This window comes from Thiocapsa roseopersicina (genome assembly GCF_900106925.1).
GTDB classification, from domain to species: domain Bacteria; phylum Pseudomonadota; class Gammaproteobacteria; order Chromatiales; family Chromatiaceae; genus Thiocapsa; species Thiocapsa roseopersicina.
This window is the reverse complement of record NZ_FNNZ01000015.1, coordinates 43160-63382: the sequence shown is the minus strand read 5'-3', so window position 1 is coordinate 63382 and position 20223 is coordinate 43160. Positions and strand designations below refer to the sequence as shown.

General features: G+C 63.5%; 15 protein-coding genes. 1 reads left to right on the top strand and 14 read right to left on the bottom strand.

Annotated features, from left to right (window positions below):
* Positions 1–188: 188 nt before the first annotated feature.
* From BLV04_RS15735 to BLV04_RS15695, 9 genes are all read right to left on the bottom strand, one after another.
* Positions 189–1655 (bottom strand): glutamate synthase subunit beta, encoded by a 1467-nt coding sequence (locus BLV04_RS15735; RefSeq protein ID WP_093034174.1) that lies wholly within the window; start codon positions 1653–1655, stop codon positions 189–191.
* On the bottom strand, positions 1648–6303 hold the full coding sequence (gltB, locus tag BLV04_RS15730; protein ID WP_093034171.1) for a glutamate synthase large subunit: 4656 nt from the start codon (positions 6301–6303) through the stop codon (positions 1648–1650). Before gltB ends, BLV04_RS15735 begins: the two co-directional genes overlap by 8 nt.
* Before the next feature lie 430 nt (positions 6304–6733).
* Positions 6734–7816, bottom strand: coding sequence for a 3-dehydroquinate synthase (gene aroB / locus BLV04_RS15725; protein ID WP_093034168.1), 1083 nt, complete (start codon positions 7814–7816; stop codon positions 6734–6736).
* Positions 7817–7881: 65 nt separating this feature from the next.
* Complete coding sequence (aroK, locus tag BLV04_RS15720; protein ID WP_093034165.1) at positions 7882–8406, bottom strand: shikimate kinase AroK; 525 nt, start codon at positions 8404–8406, stop codon at positions 7882–7884.
* 309 nt (positions 8407–8715) lie between these two features.
* Positions 8716–11031 (bottom strand): type IV pilus secretin PilQ, encoded by a 2316-nt coding sequence (locus BLV04_RS15715; protein ID WP_093034162.1) that lies wholly within the window; start codon positions 11029–11031, stop codon positions 8716–8718.
* 19 nt (positions 11032–11050) lie between these two features.
* A complete protein-coding gene (locus BLV04_RS15710) occupies positions 11051–11533 on the bottom strand; it encodes a pilus assembly protein PilP (RefSeq protein WP_175534658.1) in 483 nt (160 codons plus the stop codon).
* A 44-nt stretch (positions 11534–11577) separates the two neighbouring features.
* On the bottom strand, positions 11578–12183 hold the full coding sequence (locus BLV04_RS15705; protein WP_093034156.1) for a type IV pilus inner membrane component PilO: 606 nt from the start codon (positions 12181–12183) through the stop codon (positions 11578–11580).
* Positions 12184–12205: 22 nt separating this feature from the next.
* Positions 12206–12823, bottom strand: a complete 618-nt coding sequence (locus BLV04_RS15700) for a PilN domain-containing protein (RefSeq protein WP_093034153.1) — start codon at positions 12821–12823, stop codon at positions 12206–12208.
* Positions 12824–13909 (bottom strand): pilus assembly protein PilM, encoded by a 1086-nt coding sequence (locus tag BLV04_RS15695; protein ID WP_093034341.1) that lies wholly within the window; start codon positions 13907–13909, stop codon positions 12824–12826. It abuts the gene before it with no gap.
* A 198-nt stretch (positions 13910–14107) separates the two neighbouring features.
* On the opposite strand from BLV04_RS15695, the gene BLV04_RS15690 reads away from it, so the two are divergent.
* A complete protein-coding gene (locus BLV04_RS15690; RefSeq protein WP_093034150.1) occupies positions 14108–14716 on the top strand; it encodes a hypothetical protein in 609 nt (202 codons plus the stop codon).
* Positions 14717–14743: 27 nt separating this feature from the next.
* On the opposite strand, the gene BLV04_RS15685 is transcribed toward BLV04_RS15690, so the two are convergent.
* From BLV04_RS15685 to BLV04_RS15665, 5 genes are all read right to left on the bottom strand, one after another.
* Positions 14744–16039 (bottom strand): citrate synthase, encoded by a 1296-nt coding sequence (locus BLV04_RS15685; protein ID WP_093034147.1) that lies wholly within the window; start codon positions 16037–16039, stop codon positions 14744–14746.
* Between the two features lie 213 nt (positions 16040–16252).
* Entirely contained in the window at positions 16253–17191 is a 939-nt protein-coding gene (gene mdh, locus BLV04_RS15680) for a malate dehydrogenase (RefSeq protein ID WP_093034144.1), read from the bottom strand.
* Between the two features lie 365 nt (positions 17192–17556).
* On the bottom strand, positions 17557–17757 hold the full coding sequence (gene rpmE / locus BLV04_RS15675; RefSeq protein ID WP_007193408.1) for a 50S ribosomal protein L31: 201 nt from the start codon (positions 17755–17757) through the stop codon (positions 17557–17559).
* Between the two features lie 138 nt (positions 17758–17895).
* Positions 17896–19104 carry a radical SAM family heme chaperone HemW gene (gene hemW, locus BLV04_RS15670; RefSeq protein WP_175534657.1) on the bottom strand — a complete coding sequence of 403 codons (1209 nt, stop codon included), beginning with the start codon at positions 19102–19104 and terminating at the stop codon, positions 17896–17898.
* Positions 19101–20186 carry a TRAP transporter substrate-binding protein gene (locus BLV04_RS15665; protein WP_093034141.1) on the bottom strand — a complete coding sequence of 362 codons (1086 nt, stop codon included), beginning with the start codon at positions 20184–20186 and terminating at the stop codon, positions 19101–19103. The genes hemW and BLV04_RS15665 overlap by 4 nt, the downstream gene beginning before the upstream one ends.
* Positions 20187–20223: the final 37 nt, after the last annotated feature.

Sequence of the window (20223 nt, the reverse complement as noted above, 5' to 3'; positions counted from 1 at the left end):
CCGACCTCTCGACTCGATGTAGCCTTCATGAGGCGCCGAAGAGCGGCCCGAGCGGATCCGAGCCGCGCCATGATCTATAGAGCGTACCTCGGAACGTCCGACCGCGTCAGCGACGCTGCTTGGGGGATCCGGCGCAGCTAGGCTACGCGAACACACCCCAAGCAGCGCACGAGGCGTCCCGACCCGGCTCAACGCGCCAGATCGGAGCGGCCCATCAACCACTCATCCACGGCCCTCGCGCACTGGCGTCCCTCGCGGATGGCCCACACCACGAGCGACTGACCGCGTCGCATGTCCCCGGCGCAGAAGACGCCGTCGACCGAGGTGTGATAGGCGCCGGGTCCGTCCGTGGCACCCTTGATGTTGCCGCGCGGGTCCAGCTCGAGCCCAGCGTTCTCGCGAAGCTCGGCGATCATGCCTTCGTGAACCGGATGCACGAATCCCATCGCCAAGAGCACCAGGTCTGCCTTGAGCTCGCCGATGCTGTCCGGGACCGTCTGCATCTGCCAGCGACCTCCGTCGGTGCGCTCCCAGCGCACCAGCTCGAAGCGCAACGCCTTGACGCGGCCGTTCTCGTCGCCGACGAACGCCTTGGATGCGACATTCCACAGCCGCTCGCAGCCCTCTTCCTGTGAGCTGGATGTCCGCAGTCGGTTCGGCCAATCCGGCCAGGTCAGCCCCTTGTCTTCCTTCTCCGGCGGCTTGTCCAGGATCTCGATCTGGGTGACCGATTTGGCGCCGTGTCGGTTGGAGGTCCCGATACAGTCCGAGCCGGTATCCCCGCCCCCGATCACGACGACATGTTTGCCATGAGCGCTGATGAAGTCGTCCTCGGGGACGTACGAGCCCTGCACGCGCTTGCTGTTGCGCGTCAGGAAGTCCATCGCGAAGTGGATCCCGGACAACTCCCGCCCGGGCACCTCAAGATCACGAGGCTTCTCCGACCCGCCGGCGAGGACCACGGCGTCGTACTCCTCGCGCAAACGGGCGACCGGGATATCCACTCCGATATGTGCGTTGGTGTGGAACTCGACGCCTTCGGTCCGCATCTGCGCCATCCGACGGTCGATCAGCGATTTGCTCAGCTTGAAATCGGGGATGCCGTAGCGCAACAAGCCGCCGATGCGATCCGCCTTCTCGAACAGGTGAACCTGGTGCCCCGCGCGCGCAAGCTGCTGGGCGGTTGCCAGACCGGCGGGGCCGGAGCCGACCACGGCGACACGCTTGCCGGTGCGTCGCTCCGGGACCAGCGGCTTGATCCAGCCCTCCTGCCAGGCCTTGTCGACGATGGCGCATTCGATCGTCTTGATGGCGACCGGCGTGTCGTTCAGATTCAGCGTGCAGGCGGCCTCGCAGGGTGCGGGACAGATGCGTCCGGTGAATTCCGGAAAATTGTTGGTTGAGTGCAGGACATCGATCGCGGCTTGCCAATCACCCCGATAAACCAGGTCGTTCCAGTCCGGGATGATGTTGTCGACAGGACAACCCTGATGACAAAAGGGAATGCCGCAGTCCATGCAGCGGGCACCTTGCTCGCTGACCTCGCGATCCGTCATCGGGATCACGAACTCTCTGTAATGCACGACGCGATCGGCGGCCGGCTGATAGCGCCGGTCGCGTCGGTCGAACTCGATGAATCCGGTCGGCTTACCCATGATCCACAATCCCCTTCGACTGCTTGATCGTCTGTGGCGGACGGCTTTGGCGCGTCTGCATCGTTTCGAGCGCACGGCGATAGTCGACGGGCATGACCTTGACGAACCGCGTTCGATAGCCATCCCAATCGTCGAGGATCCGGCGCGCCACGTCGGAATTGGTGTAGTGCAGATGGTTCAGGACGAGCTGCTTGAGCCGCGCGGCATCGTAACGGCTCATATCTTGACTGAGATCCACGAGACCGTGGGTCTCGAGGTCGCCGCCCTGGTGGTCAAGTGCCTCGAGGATGTCGTCTTCGCGGGCGATCGGCTCAAGCTCGACCATCGCGAGATTGCAGCGCTCGGCAAAGGTCCCGTCCTCGTCCAGGACATAGGCGACGCCGCCGGACATCCCTGCCGCGAAGTTTCGCCCCGTCGGACCAAGCACGACGGCGATACCGCCCGTCATGTACTCGCAGCCGTGGTCACCGACACCCTCGACCACGGCAATGGCCCCTGAGTTGCGCACACAGAAGCGCTCGCCCGCCACGCCCCGGAAGAAGCACTCGCCGCTGATCGCGCCGTACAGTACGGTATTACCGACGATGATGTTGTCTTCGGCGCGCTCGATCGCGCTTTCGGCCGGAGGATAGATGATAAGCCGTCCGCCCGAAAGGCCCTTGCCGACATAGTCATTGGCCTCGCCCTCGAGCTCGATCGTGACACCCGCGGCCACCCAGGCGCCGAACGACTGACCGCCCGTGCCCTTGGCCTTGATATGGATGGTGTCCTCGGGCAAGCCAGCATGGCCGAAGCGCTCGGCAACGCGACCCGACAGCATGGCGCCGAAACAGCGGTTGTAGTTCCTGATCTCGGTCTCGATCCGCACGGGCTCACGGCGCTCGAGCGCCGGCTCGGCCTGGCTGATCAGTTGGTGATCGAGCGCCTTGTCGATACCGTGGTCCTGGCTCTCGCTGTTGTAGATCGCCACGTCCGCCCCGACGTTCGGGCGCGCGAGCAAACGCGAGAAATCAAGCCCTCTGGCCTTCCAGTGCAAGATCGCGCGCCGCATCTCCAGACGCTCGGAATGACCGATCATCTCGTTCACGGTGCGGAAGCCGAGCTTCGCCATCAACTGACGGACCTCTTCGGCCACGAAGAAGAAGAAATTGATCACATGCTCGGGCTGTCCGGTGAAGCGTCGGCGCAGCTCCGGATCCTGGGTCGCAACACCGACCGGACAGGTATTCAGATGACACTTGCGCATCATGATGCAGCCCTCGACGATCAAGGGCGCGGTCGCGAAACCGAACTCGTCGGCCCCGAGCAGGGCGCCGATCACCACGTCCCGCCCGGTGCGCATGCCCCCGTCGACCTGAACCGCGATGCGTCCGCGCAACCGGTTGAGCACCAGGGTCTGATGGGTCTCGGCCAGACCGATCTCCCAAGGCGAGCCAGCGTGCTTGATGGATGTCAGCGGGCTGGCGCCCGTGCCTCCGTCATAGCCGGCTATGGTGACGTGGTCCGCATGGGCCTTGGAGACGCCCGCGGCAACCGTTCCGACGCCCACTTCGGAGACCAGCTTGACCGAGATACGGGCCTTCGGGTTCACGTTTTTCAGATCGTGGATGAGCTGCGCGAGATCCTCGATCGAGTAGATATCGTGATGCGGCGGAGGCGAGATGAGACCCACTCCGGGCGTGGAATGACGGACCCTGGCGATCTGCGGGCTCACCTTGTGGCCCGGCAGCTGGCCGCCCTCGCCCGGCTTGGCACCCTGCGCAATCTTGATCTGGATATCGTCCGCGCTCACCAGGTACTCGGTGGTGACGCCGAAACGGCCCGAAGCAACCTGCTTGATGGCCGAGCGTTCCGGGTTCGGCGAGCCGTCGGCCAACGGCTGGAAGCGCTCGGGCTCTTCGCCGCCTTCACCCGTATTGGACTTGCCGCCGATGGCGTTCATCGCCTTGGCGAGCGTGGAATGCGCCTCGGGCGAGATGGAGCCGAAGGACATGGCACCGGTCGCGAAGCGTTTGACGATGGCGCTGGCCGGCTCGACCTCCTCGATCGGGATCGGCTCGGGCGCAAACGTCAGCTCCATGAGGCCGCGCAAGGTCAGAAGCCGCTCGGACTGGTCGTTGATCAGGCGGGAGTATTCGCCGAAGGTCTCGAAGCTCTTCGCACGGGTCGCATGCTGCAGCTTCGAGATGGTCTCGGGGGTCCAGACATGATCCTCGCCGCGCAGTCGATAGGCGTAGTCCCCGCCGACGTCCAGGTGTTTGCGGTAGATCTGCTCGCGGCCGTAGGCTTGCGCGTGCCAGCGCACCGCCTCCTCGGCAACCTCCTTCAGACCGATCCCTTCCACCTTCGATTGGGTGCCGGAGAAGTATTGCTGGATGAAGGGCGTGTTGAGCCCGATCGCATCGAAGATCTGTGCCCCGCAATAGGACTCGAGCATCGAGATGCCCATCTTCGACATGACCTTGAGCAACCCCTTGCCGACCGCCTTGATGTAGCGCTTCTGGGCCTCTTCGAAGGTCAGCGGCTCGGGAAGATGCGGCAGCAGCGACTGGATGGTGTCGAAGGCGAGATAGGGGTTGATCGCCTCGGCGCCATAGCCGGCCAGCGTGGCGAAGTGATGAACCTCCAAGGCCGCGCCGGTTTCGACCACGATGCCCGAGCTGGTGCGCAAGCCGCGTCGGATGAGATGGTGGTGCACCGACGAGGTGGCGAGCAGCGCCGGGATCGGGATGTGGTCGAGATTGGTGTTGCGATCCGAGAGGATCAGGATGTTGTAGCCGGCCAAGACCGCCTGCTCTGCTTGCTCGCAGAGGCGATCCAAGGCCGAGCCCATGCCTTCGGCGCCCTCGGACGCCGGGTACACCATGTCGAGCGTGCTGGTCCGAAAGGCTGCCCCGGCGCTGTACTCGATGTGCCGAATCCGCTCCAGGTCTTGATTGGTCAGAACGGGCTGCGGGGTCTCCAAACGCCAGTGCTTGCCGGCCTCGTTGATCCCCAGCAGGTTCGGACGCGGCCCGATCATGCACACCAGCGACATCACCAGCTCTTCGCGGATCGGGTCGATCGGCGGATTGGTGACCTGCGCGAAGTTCTGCTTGAAATAGGTCGAGAGATGCTTGGGTCGGCTTGAAAGTACCGACGGCGGGTTATCCGCACCCATCGAGCCGACCGCCTCCTGACCCGTGAGGATCATCGGGCTCAGCAGGAACTTGACGTCTTCCTGGGTGTAGCCGAAGGCCTGTTGGGCATCCAACAAGGTGGCATCGTCCGGAGACATGGGCCCGACACTCGTCGGCAGCTCGTCGAGCCGGATCTGCGTCTTCTTGAGCCATTCGCCGTAGGGCTTGGCCTCGGCGAGCTGGGTCTTGATCTCGGCATCGTCGATGATACGGCCCTGCTCCAGGTCGATCAGGAGCATCTTGCCGGGCTGCAGACGCCATTTCTTGACGATGCGCTCCTCGGCGATGTCGAGCACGCCCATCTCGGAGGCCATCACGACCATGTCGTCTTTGGTCACTAGGTAGCGTGCGGGACGCAGACCGTTGCGATCAAGCGTCGCGCCGATCTGGCGCCCGTCCGTGAAGGCGACTGCAGCGGGACCGTCCCAGGGCTCCATCAAGGCCGTGTGGTACTCGTAGAAGGCGCGGCGCTTCTCGTCCATCAAGCGGTTGCCGGTCCAGGCTTCGGGGATCAGCACCATCATGGCGTGAGCGAGCGAGTAACCGCCCATCACCAGCAGCTCAAGCGCGTTGTCGAAGCAGGCGGAGTCCGACTGACCTTCCGGGATCAGGGGCCAGATGGTGTCGAGATCATCGCCGAGGATGTCGGAGCGCATGGTGTGTCGGCGCGCGGCCATCCAGTTGACGTTTCCGCGCAGGGTGTTGATCTCGCCGTTGTGGCAGATCATGCGGAACGGCTGCGCCAGATCCCAGGTCGGGAAGGTATTGGTCGAGAAGCGTTGATGGACCAGCGCAATGGCGGATTCGAAGCGCTCGTCGGAGAGATCCAGATAATAGTTGCCGACCTGGTCGGCCAGCAGCATGCCCTTGTAGTTGAGCGTGCGCGAGGACAGCGAGGCGGTGTAGTAGGAGGTCTGACCGTATCCGGAGCCGCGGATCTCGTTGTCCATCCGCTTGCGGATGACGAAGAGCTTGCGCTCGAAGGCGTCCTGATCGGCACAGTTCTCGCCTCGGGCGATGAACAGCTGTTGGACCAGTGGCTCGGTCGGGAGCACGCTCTTGCCCAGATCGCTGTTGTCGACCGGAACATCGCGCCAACCCAGCACCTGCTGTCCGCCTTCCCGCACGTGGCGATCGATGATGTCCTGCATCAAGCCGCGCGCATCCGAGTCGCGGGGCAGAAACACCATGCCGACGCCGTATTCGCCGACCGGCGGGAGGTCGAACGAGACCTGTGCGCGTAGAAAAGCGTCCGGGATCTGCACCAGGATGCCGGCACCGTCGCCGGCCTTGGGATCCGCGCCGACCGCACCGCGGTGGGCAAGACGCTCCAGGATCTCCAGCCCCTGCCGGACGATCGCGTGGCTCTTCGTATTCTTGATGTTGCAGACGAAGCCGACCCCGCAGGAATCGCGTTCGTTGGTCGGGTCATAGAGACCCTGTGCGGGCGGATAGGCACGAAGGCTCATGATTGACCTCGCTGATACGAAAAACTTGTTGCTGGGGATTGTGCAGTCGCGACCCGCGCGCCTACACCTTCAAATCTGTGTGTGATTGTCGCAACCGAGGCCCGACATCACAATCGTGTCGTCATTTCGAACGGGGAAGTCGTTTTACATCGACCGGGAGAGACGACGATCTCGGCCGGGTCACCGCAAAACCCCAAAGCATACCGGCTCAGCAGATGCTGTGCCACATCTCCCGAAATCAATCAGGCCCTCGCCGAGTGCGCTCGGTCCGGGCGGAGTCGGTCTATGCGTGCCGAAACCGCGGACGTTCGACCCTCTCCGGGGGCCTGCTCGTACAGAGGATCGGGCGAGCACGACCGGACGCAGCAGCGCCCCGCCGTCGTGCGCGAGGCGTTCGGCCTGCACCAAATTAGTGCTAACGAGCGCGATCTCAGGAAGCCGCGGCGTCGAGGGTCGCTCGCAGAAGGTTCGGGTCGACGTCACCCGTGACCAGAGCGTCTCCGGGCTGTTGCAGGAGAACCAGGCGCAGTCGACCGTCCTGCACCTTTTTGTCGACCGCCATGAGCTCGAGAAAGCGATCGGCGGAAAGATCGTTCGGGGCCGCAACAGGAAGGCCCGCGCTTGCCACCAGCCGGCGGACGCGCTCGACGTCCACGTCGGTGAGCCAGCCCATGCGGGCGGATAGATCGGCTGCCATGCAGATTCCGACCCCGACCGCCTCGCCGTGCAGCCAGGTGCCGTAACCGGTCGCGGTCTCGATGGCGTGCCCGAAAGTGTGTCCGAGGTTGAGCAGCGCGCGCTGCCCTGCCTCGAGCTCGTCTTCCGCGACGATCTCCGCCTTGATCTCGCAGGAGCGGCGGATGATGTAGGCCAAGGCGTCGGCATCGCGCGCAAGCAGCTCGGCCATGTGCGTTTCCAGCCAAGAGAGGAAGGTCGCGTCGCGGATGAGCCCGTATTTCAGAACCTCGGCCAATCCGGCCGAGAGCTCGCGCTGCGGCAATGTCGCCAAGGTCGAGGTGTCCGCGATCACCGCTCGGGGCTGGTGGAAGGCCCCGATCATGTTCTTCCCGGCCGGATGGTTGATGCCTGTCTTGCCCCCGACCGAGGAGTCGACCTGCGCGAGCAGGGTCGTGGGCACCTGGATGAAGCCGACCCCGCGCTGATAACAGGCGGCCGCGAAGCCCGCCATGTCCCCCACCACGCCCCCGCCGAGCGCCACCAGGGTGCAGTCACGTCCGAAACGCGCCTGGAGCAAGGCATCGAAGATCCGGTTCCAGACCTCCATCGTCTTATACTGCTCGCCGTCGGGCAGCACCACCTCGCCGACTTGGTAACCCTCCAGCGCCGAGCGAACCGCTTCCAGATACAGAGGCGCGACCGTCTCGTTGGTCACGACCATGACCTGCGAGCCGAGCAGATGCGGCCGGTAGAGATCCGGGTCCGAGAGCAGACCGGAACCGATGTGAATGGGATAAGCACGCGCCCCGAGGGCGACGGTGAGGCTCCAGGACATGGCGTTTCTCCGATCATGCTGCCCGGACGTGAGCGGTGCTCTCGTCCAGGTCTTCGGGGCGCGGTTCAGATCTCTTCGGACTCCAAGCGTCGCGAGATCTCCTTGACCACGGAGCTGGTGCCGCGCTTTTCGGTCGACACGACCATATCGGCGACTTGGCGATAGAGCGGCTCGCGCTCCTCCATCAGCTCGCGCAGTTTTGCGAGCGGATCTTCCGTATCCAACAAGGGGCGATTCCGGTCACGAGCGGTGCGGGCGTATTGCTGCTCCGGGCTGCAATGCAGATAGATGACGACGCCGCGCGCCGCCAAGTCTTGACGATTCTCCGCCGACAAGATGACCCCGCCGCCGGTCGCGAGGACGATCCGCTCCTCGCTCACCAGCTCCTCGATGACTTGGCGCTCGCGGGCACGAAAGCCTGTTTCGCCCTCGAACTCGAAGATGGTCGGGATGTCCACGCCGGTGCGGCGCTGGATCTCCTGGTCGCTGTCTTTGAAGGTGTAGGACAGCGTCTCGGCAAGCTGCCGTCCGACGGTACTCTTGCCGGCGCCCATCGGCCCGACGATAAAAATGTTCTGTGCGCGCATCATAGGAAAGGTATGCCAGATTTTCGGCGCGCGGGCAAGGGCAACGACGCCCGACCCACGCGCGGTAAGAAAGACGACGCAAGCGGGGAGCGAGCGCCGAAGCAGTCGATCACCGCCCGATCGAGACAACGCGAGATCAAGCGCATCCCTCTGAGCTCCATCGGGTAATCGCTGCGAGTTGAGGTTGCCGCTCGAGGGGGCGAGCGCCGCTAGCGCAGCACGGCAGATATGTCGAGACGGTTCGTTGTCGTTGTCGACCATCGATACGACAACGAAAATGATCTCGGACGGTCTGGGAATCTCTGCACTGCTTCACTGGTTTCCAACCAGGTCGCCCTTGAGGATCTTGGGCGTGACGAAGATCAAGAGCTCCGAGTTATTGTCCTCGCGAGCCTCTCGTTTGAAGAGACGCCCGAGGACCGGGACGTCCCCGATCCACGGAACCTGCTCTTTGGCGAAGATCTTGGTGCGCTCGTAGACACCGCCCAAGACGACGGTCTCTCCGTTGTCGACCAGGACCCGTGTCTCGATCTCGCGGGTGTTGATGGTCGGCGTCCCGTCAACGACACGGCTGAAGTCGGGCTCATCCTTGGTCACGATCAAGTCCATGATGATCCGGTCGTCGGGGGTAATCGCGGGTGTGACCGTCAGACTCAGTGTGGCGTTCTCGAATTCGACGTTCGTGCCGTCCTGCGAGACGGTCGAGTAGGGAATCTTCTTGCCCACCTCGATCCTGGCCTCCTTCTGATCGGATGTGATGACGCGCGGACTCGAGATCACCTCGCCGCGTCCCTCGCGTTGCATCGCCGAGAGTTCTAATTGAAGCAGATAGGAGCCGACCTTGCCGATCAGGAAGTTCACCGCACCCGCCGGGTCCGTCGCCGGGAGGTTTACGAGCAGCGAAGGGGTATCGGTCACGACCGGATCGAGGATGATCGCGTTGTTCGGCTCGCCGGCGGTGTCGAGCCCGAAGGGTCCGGCATTGTAGTTGCCGCGCCCGACCAGATTGCCGGGTAAGCCGCCGCCGATCAGCATCTCGTTGTTGTAGAGCGCGCCCATCGAGGTCGCGAGACCGAACCGCACACCCAGATCCCGCGTGAAATCGTTGTTTGCGATGACCACACGGGACTCGATCATGACCTGCCGGACCGGGATATCCAGACGCGCGACGATCTCGCGGATCTGATCCAGACGCGCGGAGGTGTCCATGACCAGCAGGGTATTGGTACGCTCGTCGAAGGTCACGCTGCCGCGCCCGGGCGTGAGGATAGAGTCTTTGGTGGATTCGCTCACGGTGCGATCGAGCTGACGAGAATCGCGGCCGATCGGGCTGCTGCCCCCTTGTGAGCTGACGCTCGATTGCAGGCTGGATGCCCCCCGAATGAAAGCCGCGATCTCGGCCGCCTTGGCGAACTTCACCGGGATGAACTCGGAACGGATCGGCGCCAGCTCTTCGAGGCGCTGATCGGCCGTCAGGGTGCGCTCTTCGTGCCCGACGATCTCGTCGAAGGGGCCGACCATGATGACGTTGCCTTCCTGGCGCTTGGTCAGATTCTTGGTCTTGAGGATGATGTCGAGCGCCTGATCCCAGGGCACATTCTTCAAACGCAAGGTGATGTTGCCGGCCACCGAGTCGCTGGCCACCAGGTTCAAATCGGTGAAGTCGGCGAGCAGCTGGAGAACCGCCCGGACTTCTATATCCTGAAAGTTCAGCGAGAGTCGCTCCCCGTCGTAAACGACCTTCTCGCGCGCGAGACGCTCCTTTTCCGCCGAGGTCAGCGGTCGCAGCTCCAAGGTGAATAGGTCGTCGGTCTGGTAGGCCATATACTCGAAGTCGCTGCCGGTCTGAACGTTGACCTCCACGTTGCGTCCCTTGGGCCGGGACTCGATCGCCACGACAGGTGTCGCGAAGTCCACGACGTCGAGGCGACGAAACAGGCGCTGAGGCAAGGACGCGTCGATGATGTCGACGAGGACGCGGCTCCCCTGCTCCCGCACGGTGACCCGGGTGGTCGCCCTCGGGAGGGTGATCAGGACACGCCCCTCGCCTTCTGGACCGCGGCGGAAATCGATGTCCCGAACGCTCGGCCCGGGGGCAGCGCCTCCGTCGGAGGCGGGGCGATCCCAAGGTGCGGAAGCCGGGGCGCGGGGCTGTCCCCGCGCAGTCGTGGGGGCCGGCGGCACGGGTTGCGCCGCTTCCGGGTCGCTCCGGGCATCGATATCCACGCGCACGCGGTTGCCTTCGGTCGTCACGCGATACGGGACCGAATCGTTCAGATTGATCACGATGCGGGTACGATCGCTCGCCTCCACCGCGACCAGGCTATGGACCGGACCGACCCCGATCGGGACGGCTTTGCGCTCGAGTCGGTTGGCGACGCCTTCGAAGTCGAGCGCGATCCGTGCCGGAGACACCGTGTCGAAGGTCTGAGGCGCGCTGACCGGCCCGGAGAAGATGAGCTGGATCTCGACGCGATTCCCCGGCTGCGCAGCAAATTGAACCTCGGTGAGATCGACGGCCGCAACCTTTGCCGCGCCGACGGACAAACCGAGCAGGGCCGCGCACCCGAGCACCCGTCGGAGGATGCCGCGTGGTCCGCGCAGGCTCGGTCGATAGGGGCTGTTCATCGCGCCATGCCTCTGCCTGTCACGGGGTGAGTTTGAGCTCGGCCGAACGTTCGCGCCAATCGCCGGGTATTTCGGAAACGATCTCCGTCAACCGGACGGCGTCGTCGGTGATGTCCACGATCTGTCCGTTGTTCATTCCGAGATGATTCCCGACCCTCACGCGATAGACCAAGCCTTCGCGCGTTCGAACCAAGGCCCATCGGGTCTCTTGCTGCTGAACCGTACCCACCATGCGCAGCGAATCCAAGGGATAGCTCTCGAGCTCTTCTTTGGGTCGAAGCGGATCCGGGGCGAGGCTGTTGTCCGCACCGGCGGCCGCCGCGGTTTGTGTGTCCATCACGAAAGGATCGCGTCGCCCGTCGGGCTCGAAGACGAAGGCATCGACGGGTTGGATCTCGGGCAAGGGCTCGATCGGCCCGGGGGGGCGGGCCCTGACCTCGTCGACGTAGGACCTCAACTCCTGCGTTCCGCTGCGGTCGCACCCCCACGAGAGCAACGCCATCAGGACCATCGTCCCGGATACGCAGGCCGAGCGAAATCGCCTGCTCACTGTTCGGCGTCCTCGTCGAGATAGCGGTACGTCTTCACTGTCGCCTGCAGCGACAGCTTTGCCGCACCGCTGCCGGTCGTTCCGCCGGCATCGCTGATCTTGGTGTCGTGAACCGTCACGATGCGCGGTAAGGATGCCAGTCCGCTGACGAAGCGTCCAAAATCGTGATAGCCGCCGGTGACTCGAATCTGGATCGGCAGCTCGGCATAAAAGTCCTTGAGCTGCTCGCTGCCCGGTTGAAACAGCTCGAACTCGAGCCCCGCGGCGAGCCCGGTTTGAGAGACGTCGACCAGGAGCGAAGCGACCTCCGTTCGGTTCGGCAGCTGACGGAGCATCGCCCCGAAGGATTCCTTCATCTCCTCGATCTGCTGGCGATACTCCTCCAGATTGGCCGCCTTGCGCTGCTTGGTTTCGAACGAGGCGCGCAGATCACGCTCGGTCGCCTCGGCTCGATCGAGCCGACTCAACTGCTCCTGCGTATCGAAATAGAAGACCGCACCGCCCAAGGCGATACAGGCGAGCAGGATCGCGATGACCTTCACCGCGATCGGCCACTCGCCGACGCTGTTAAGATCGAGTTTATTGAGCTCGCTCAAATCCATCCGGAGGTCTCCGCTCGCGTCGTCATCGGCGACTGTCGGCCATGAGTCGCATCCCCGACCGTCGGTCCTCCGGGGCGTCCGTCTGCGTCGACGCCGGGCTTGTCTCGGGGCTGACCTGATCGAAGGCCAACCGAAACTGGCTCAGGCCGGTCCCGGTCTTGTCCTCGATCAACAGCAGACGAGGACTGCCGATCCACTGCGAGGCCTCGATGCTTCGCATGAAGGCCGAGACACGCGCGTTGGACTGGGCACGCCCTTCGACGACAACGGCCCGTCCGTTCTGCTCGAGCTTGGTGAGATAGACCCCTTCGGGAATCGCGACCACCAACTCGTCGAACAGCCGCACGATCTCAGGGCGGCTCTCCTGAAGCTGTTGGATGATTTCCATGCGCGACAAGAGGTCCGCCTTGATCTTCTCAAGATCCTCGATCTCTTTGATCTGACGATTCAATTGCGCGATCTCGCCCTCCAGAAGCTGATTTCGCGCCTGCTGATTGCCGATCCTGCCTTCGATCTCCAAATGCACCAATACCGCCAGAAGCAGCGTGAAGACCAGCGCGAGACCTCCCGCGGCGGCAAACTCCTTACGTCGCCGTTGCCTCGCCTCTTCTCGCCAAGGCAGGAGGTTGATGCGCGTCATCTAGTCGAACCCTCGCAAGGCCAATCCGACGGCGACCATCATTCCCGGCGCCTCCCGCATCAACTCCTGGATCTTGACGCTCGGCGAAATCGACATGCGGCGAAAGGGATTGGCGACGGCAGCCGGCAGCTTGAGACGTTCCGCCATCAGGACATCGATCCCCGGGATGCTTGCCGGTCGACCTGCAAGCAGGATCCGATCGACGCGATTGAAGCTGGTCCCGGAATAAAAGAATTGCAGTGCACGCCCGATCTGTTGCGCCAATGCCTCCTTGAAGGGCCCGAGCACGTCGGTCTCGTAGCCCTCGGCGACATCGCCGTCGAGGATCTTGCCCAGAGCCACCTCGCGGGAAAGGCCGTAGCGGCGTTGGACTTCGTCGAGCAGTTGTTGGCCTCCGAAATTCTGCTCGCGGGTATAGACGATCTGGCCTTCGTGCATGACATGCAGCGTTGTCGTCGCGGCACCGACGTCGGCCACGGCTACCGTTCGAGCGGCCGCCAGCTCGGTGTCGGCCCCCGCTTCCTCGGCGAGAATCAGCGCGCAGGCGTTCTCCATCGCGTAGGCCTCGACATCGACGACGGCCGGGGTCAGCCCGGACGCCTCCAGCACACCCACTCGGTCGTCGACGTTCTCTTGCCGAGAGGCGACCAACAGCACGTCCACCATCGAAGGGTTGCCCTTCGTCGGGCCCACGACCTGGAAGTCGAGATTGACCTCTTCCAACGGATATGGAATGTATTGATCGGCCTCGAGCTGGATCTGGTTCTCCATCTCGGCGTCGCTCAGGGTTCCGGCCATGGCGATCACCTTCGTGATCACCGCCGAGCCGGCCACGGCCACGGCCGCGCGTTTCGCGCGCGTTCCGGTGCTGCCGACGGCCTTGCGGATGATCGCTGCCACACGATCGACATCCGCGATCTTCTTCTCGATCAGGGCACCCGGCGGAAGCGGCTCGATCGCGAAATGCTCCACCCGAAACGCCGCAACGGTCTGCACGGGCAATCGCGACAGCTCGATGAGCTTGATCGCGGTCGAGCTGATATCGATCCCGATGAGGGGTTTTATTTTGCTGCTGAGGCCGAACATCGCCATTTCGTAGGGTGGTTTCCGTTCTGTTTCGGCTCGCCGCGCGAGTCCCCGAGCCGCTGTGCCGAGGGCGCTCGATCCCTGCACCGGGGGCGAGCCTCGGCTGGGCCCCATTATAGTCACGCTCCACGCCGATGCGCGGGCTTTGAGCGCATGAACGATGCCCCGGTGCGGGAGCGCAAGTGAATGAGGTATGCCATGCCGACAAGAGAACGGATCCATGCCCAGCGTGAGCGACTTGCCTACGAGGCCGCTCGCATCGTCCTCGACCAAGGCTTAGAGGATTACGACAAGGCCAGACGGAAGGCGGCCGAACGCATCGGTGTGCCGGATCGGCGTCATTGGCCGAGCAATGAGGCGGTGCAGGACGCGGTTCTAGCGCAGCGCCGGCTCTTTATGGGTCGGGCCGACGAGGAGGCGTTGCGACGCCTCCGGGCCGCTGCCCTCCAAGCGATGGAGCAACTCGAGCTGTTCGGGCCCAGACTGGTCGGCGGCGCTCTCAGCGGTGCACTCGGCTCCGGGTCGGGCATCGACCTGCTGCTGTTTGCGGACCGCGCCGAAGACGTTATCTTCACATTGCTCGACCTACGCATTCCCTGGAGCGAGGCCGAGCGGTCGATGCGTTATCCCGGCGGCTTGCGCTGTGTTCATCCGGTCTTTCGCTTCATGGCAGGGGAGGTGCCGGTCGAGCTGGTCGTGCTGCCGCGACGGGCATTGCGCAATCCCCCTTTGGATCCGGTAACCGAGCGCCCGCAGCGCGGGGCGGATCGTCACGAGGTGGCTCGCCTCGTCGCGATTGCCGGCTGAAAAAACGCCTGTCGAATCGGCGATTCTCTATCTCTTGGAAATCGGCAGATAGTCCCTCTGGGTCGGACCATGGTAGATCTGGCGAGGGCGGCCGATACGGTTGTTGGGGTCGGACATCATTTCCATCCAATGCGACACCCAGCCGACCGTGCGCGCGACGGCGAACATCACGGTGAACATGTTGCGTGGTATCCCGAGCGCCTGATAGATGATTCCGGAATAAAAGTCGACGTTGGGATAGAGTTTCCGCTCGACGAAATATTCGTCGCTCAGAGCGATCTCTTCCAGCTTCATTGCTAATTCAAACAGGGGGTTGTTGGTGTCGGCGAGCTCTTCGAGCACCTGGTGGCAGACTTCGCGAATGATCTTCGCGCGCGGATCGTAGTTCTTGTAGACCCGATGTCCGAAACCCATGAGACGAAACGGGTCGTCCTTGTCCTTGGCCTTTTCCATGTAGCGCTGCACATTCTTGACATCCCCGATCTCGTGGAGCATGTCCAGGACGGCCTCGTTCGCACCCCCGTGTGCCGGGCCCCAAAGCGAGGCGATGCCCGCCGCCACACAGGCGAATGGATTCGCACCGGAGCTGCCGGCGAGGCGCACCGTGGAGGTGCTGGCGTTTTGCTCGTGGTCGGCGTGCAGGATAAACAGCAGATTCATCGCCTTCTCGGCGATCAGGGTCGGCTTGTAGACCTCGCAGGGCGTGGCGAACATCATGTGCAGGAAGTTCGCGCAATACCGCAAATCGTTGCGTGGATACATGATCGGCTCGCCGATGCTGTGCTTGTAAGCCGCGGCAGCGATCGTCGGGAGCTTGGCGATCAGACGATGCGCCGAGATCTCGCGGTGGCGTGCGTCGTTGACGCTGAGCGAGTCGTGATAGAAGGCGGAGAGGGATCCGACAACGCCGATCAGGATCGCCATGGGATGGGCGTCATAGTGAAAACCGTTCAGGAAGTCCTTTAGATTCTCATTCAGCATGGTGTGGCGGGTGATCATCTTTTCGAACCCGACCAACTCCTTTTCCACGGGCAGCTCGCCGTAGAGGAGGAGATAGGCAACCTCGAGAAAACTCGCCTTGGTCGCCAGTTGCTCGATCGGATAGCCCCGATAGAGCAGGATCCCGTCCTCGCCGTCGATGTAGGTGATGGCGCTGTGGCAACTGGCGGTGGACATGAAACCGGGGTCGTACGTGAAGATCCCGGCCTCCTTGTAGAGAGAGGAGATATCCGCGGCCGACGGACCGACGCTGCCGGAGCGTAACGGGAAGTCGAAGCTCTCGCCCGTGACGTTGTTGGTGATGGTGATCGTTTGGTTCGCCATAAGCTCGCTCCTGGCCGTCTTCGGGGCGTCGCGCCCCGTCGGCGTTGGTGTTGTTGGTCTCGAGTCTCGACTGCGGCGTGACGACAAGCAAGGCCGATGTGCCGGGGCGGTCGCGACATCATGCGCGGGTGCAGATCCGCGCTGCCGTTGCGAATAAGATGCGTCGACCCGGCCCGTCAGGCTCGACGGACCCAAGCAATTATCGGCCCAACGTCAAGACAGGGACAGGCTGTTCAGGCGTTCGATGTCGGCGCGCACCGCGCTCGCCGAGCGGTCGAAATCCGCCCGTTCACGGGCATTCAGATCCAGCTCGATGATCGATTCCATGCCCCGCTCGCCCAGGACGCAGGGGACGCCCATCGCGATGTCGCTCTCGCCGTATTCACCTTCGAGCAGGGCGACACAGGAGAGCAGTCGCCGGCGATTGTTGACGATGGCGTCGACCATCGCCGCAACCGCAGCGCCCGGTGCATCGTAGGCGCTCGAGTTCTTTCGCAACGCAAGGATCTCTGCGCCGCCTTGGCGCGTGCGCTCCATGATGGCCGCGATACGCTCCTCGGAGATGAAGTGCGAGATCGGGATCCCGTTGATGGTGCAAAAACGCGGCACGGGCACCATCGTGTCGCCGTGACCGCCGAGCACCATGGTCGTGATGTCGAGCGCCGAAAAACCCGTTTCCTGAGCGATGAAGCTGGCCATGCGCGCGGCGTCGAGGACACCGGCCTGTCCGAAGATCCGATTGCGGTCCCAGCCGGTGCGTTGTGCGACCCGATAGGTCAGTGTATCCACCGGATTGGAGACGATCAGCACCATGGCATCGGGCGCATACTGCATGATCTGATCGGTGACGCCGTCGATGATGCGGACATTCGCCTCGAGCACGTCCGAGCGGGACATGCCCGGTTTTCGGGGAAGTCCGGCAGTGACGATGACCAGATCGGAATCCCTGAGGATCTGCGGATCGCTGCTGCCGTTGATCGAGCAATCGAATTCGAAGAAGGGGGCCATTTGGAGGATGTCCAGAGCAATCCCCTCGGGGATCCCCTCGCGAACGTCCATGAGTGCGATCTCGCGACAGAGCTCTTCCTCGGCCAGGATCTGCGCGGTCGTCTCGCCGACTCGGCCAGCGCCGATGATGGTGATTTTGTTCACGTGACTGTTTCTCCGATCAGTGGTCTGTTGACCACGGTCGCGCGGACCAGCCTTGTCGCCGTGGCCTCTAGGGGATCAAACGGACTGGACCCCGGCCCCTATCTTACACTGCAGTAGCGTGCGTGACCCGCCACCGGGGGTAGCCGATCGAGTCGGGCAATCGACCGGCTGTGCGGCGGAGATTCGACCGAAGCAGGCACCCGCGCAACTCGCGGCTGGCCAGGATCGTCCTCGGGTGGGATGGGCGAGTGGCGCGGATGCGCCTGGCGGCATATCCGAAACGACCGAGCGTCACGCTCGGGGAAGGAGCCGGCTCGGTCGACGAGCCGGGAGCGCCGGGCGGGACAGCGCCCGGTGCATTCGCATCAGCGCGCGTATTTGCGCCTGAACTTATCGACGCGCCCGGCGGTGTCGAGGACCTTTTGCTTGCCGGTGTAGAAGGGATGGCAAGCGGAGCAAACCTCGACGTGCATTTCCTTGCCCAAGGTTGAGCGGGTCGTAAACTCGTTACCGCAGCTGCAGACCACCTTGACGTCGGCGTAGTTGGGATGGATTCCTTCTTTCATGATGACCCTGGCGTTGGCATTGGCCCCGATCGGGCGCTGAAAAATCAATGGAACGCAGTAGGATACAACTCCGGCCACCACCCCGCAACCATGTGTTGCGCCTCGATCGTCCTTTCCCGACCCCGACCCCGACCCCGATCACGACTCGGCCGCGAAGCGCGCGACAAGGTCGTCGAGGAAACGACGACCCTGGACGGTAGGCTCGACGCGGTCGGCAAGGATCCGGACCATGCCGTCATGCTCCGCGCCTCGGACGATGTTCGAGATGCGCGACCAAGGCAGTCCCGTGGTGTTGGTGAAGAGACCGCGCGGGAATCCCCCCGTGAGACGCAGGGCATTGAGTGCAAACTCGAAAATCAGATCCTGCTCGTCAAGGATGCGGGTGCTGCCGACCAAGTTGTCCGTGGAGGCGTTCAGGTAGGCCGAGGGATGGCGGTGTTTCGCGGTTCGCGACACCTGCCGACCGCCTCGTTCCGGGCGCTCTTGCGTGAGCTTGCCGTGGGCGCCCGCGCCGATCCCGAGATAGTCGCCGAACTCCCAGTAGTTGAGGTTGTGACGACAGCGCGCGCCGTCCCGCGCATGGGCGGAGACCTCGTATTGACGGTAGCCGGCCCGCGCCAGGTCCTCGAGGCCCTGCTCGGCGATGTCGGCGGCCAGGTCGGGATCCGGCACGGGAGGCGGATGCGCATGGAACGCCGTGTTGGGCTCGAGCGTCAGCTGGTAGTAGGAGATGTGCTCGGGTTCCAGAGCAATCAGCGCTTCGAGATCCTGCTTCGCCCCTGCGAGGCCCTGTTCGGGCAGCGCAAACATCATGTCCAGATTGATAGTGTCGAAGCCGGCCTCGCGGGCCATCCGCAGGGCCTCGTACACCTCGTCGGGCCCGTGGATCCGCCCGAGCGCACGTAAGCGGGCCGCCGAGAGGCTTTGCGCCCCGATCGAGAGCCGATTGACCCCCGCCTCGCGGTAATCCGCGAAACGGGCCGCATCGCGCGTCCCGGGATTCGCCTCGAGGGTGATCTCGATCCCGGGGAGCAGGTCGGCATGCTCTCGAATGCCGTCGAGCAGTCGCCGCACGGCCGGGCCGGGAAACAGGCTGGGTGTTCCTCCGCCGATGAATACCGAGCTCAGCGGCCGTCGTGCAGCGGGCCGGCCGAGCTCAAGGTCCAGATCCGCCAGAAGGTGTGTCACATAGGGTTCGAACGGCGGGGCGTCCGCGGCATGCGAGTTGAAATCGCAGTAGGGACATTTGCTGACGCACCAGGGGGTGTGAACGTAGAGCGAAAGCGGCAACGCCTGCGCGCCGCCGCCGCCGCTGCTGCTGCTGCTGCTGCTCGCGGATTCGGTCACGCCTGATCGCGTGCCTGCAGGTAGGTCAACTCCCCGATTCCGCTCCACTCCTTGCTTTGGCTGAGGAATTTTTTGTAGGAGCTGTAGACCTTGGAGGAGAACTCGTCCTTCTGCGCAATCTCGGCGACGACCTCATCCGAGAGTGCTCGCAGCTTGAGGATGACGTCGTTCGGAAACCGTCTCAGGTCGACGTTGTGCTTGGTGATGAGGGTCTGCAGGGCGACGGGGTTGCGGGCGGTGTACTCGGCGAGCATGTCCTGATTAACGACCTTGCAGGCATTCATGACGATGGATTGCAGATCCGCCGGCAGCCCGTCGTAGACCTTCTTGTTGATCATGGCCTCCAGGATGGTGCCGGGCTCATGCCAACCCGGATAGTAGTAATACTTGGCCGCCTTGTAGAGACCGAAGGCGAGGTCGTTGTAGGGCCCGACCCACTCAGTGGCATCGATCGTACCGTTCTGCAATGCGGTGAAGAGCTCCCCTCCGGGAAGGTTGACCGGGGTTCCGCCGGCCCGCGCCAAAACCTCGCCACCTAGGCCGGGGATGCGCATCTTCAGGCCTTTCAGATCCTCGACCGAGTTGATCTCCTTGTTGAACCAACCGCCCATCTGAACACCGGTGTTCCCTGCGGGCGCAGGCACCAGGCCGAACTGCGCGTAGAGCTCGGTCCAGAGCTCCATCCCGCCGCCATGGTAGATCCAGCCGTTCATCTCCTGTGCGGTTAGACCGAAAGGCACGGTGGAGAAGAACTGAGCGGCCTCACTCTTGCCTTTCCAGTAATAGGCCGAGCCGTGGCCCATCTCGGCGGTCCCGCGCGAGACCGCATCGAAGATTTCGAAAGCGGGGACCAGCTCGCCGGCGCCGAAGACCTTGACCTCGATACGACCGCCGCTCATCTCGCCGATCAAGGCGGCGAGGTTGTTCGCTCCCGTGCCGAGGCCGGGAAAGTTCTTGGGCCAGGTCGTGACCATCTTCCACGAGTACTCGGCCTTGGCATGCGCCGAGCGCATCCCGCCGGACAATGCCCCGACCGCCAACGAGCCGGCACCAACCCCTTTGATGAAATCGCGGCGTTGCATCCACTTCCTCCAGTCTGCTTGTTGATGTTTTGCTTAT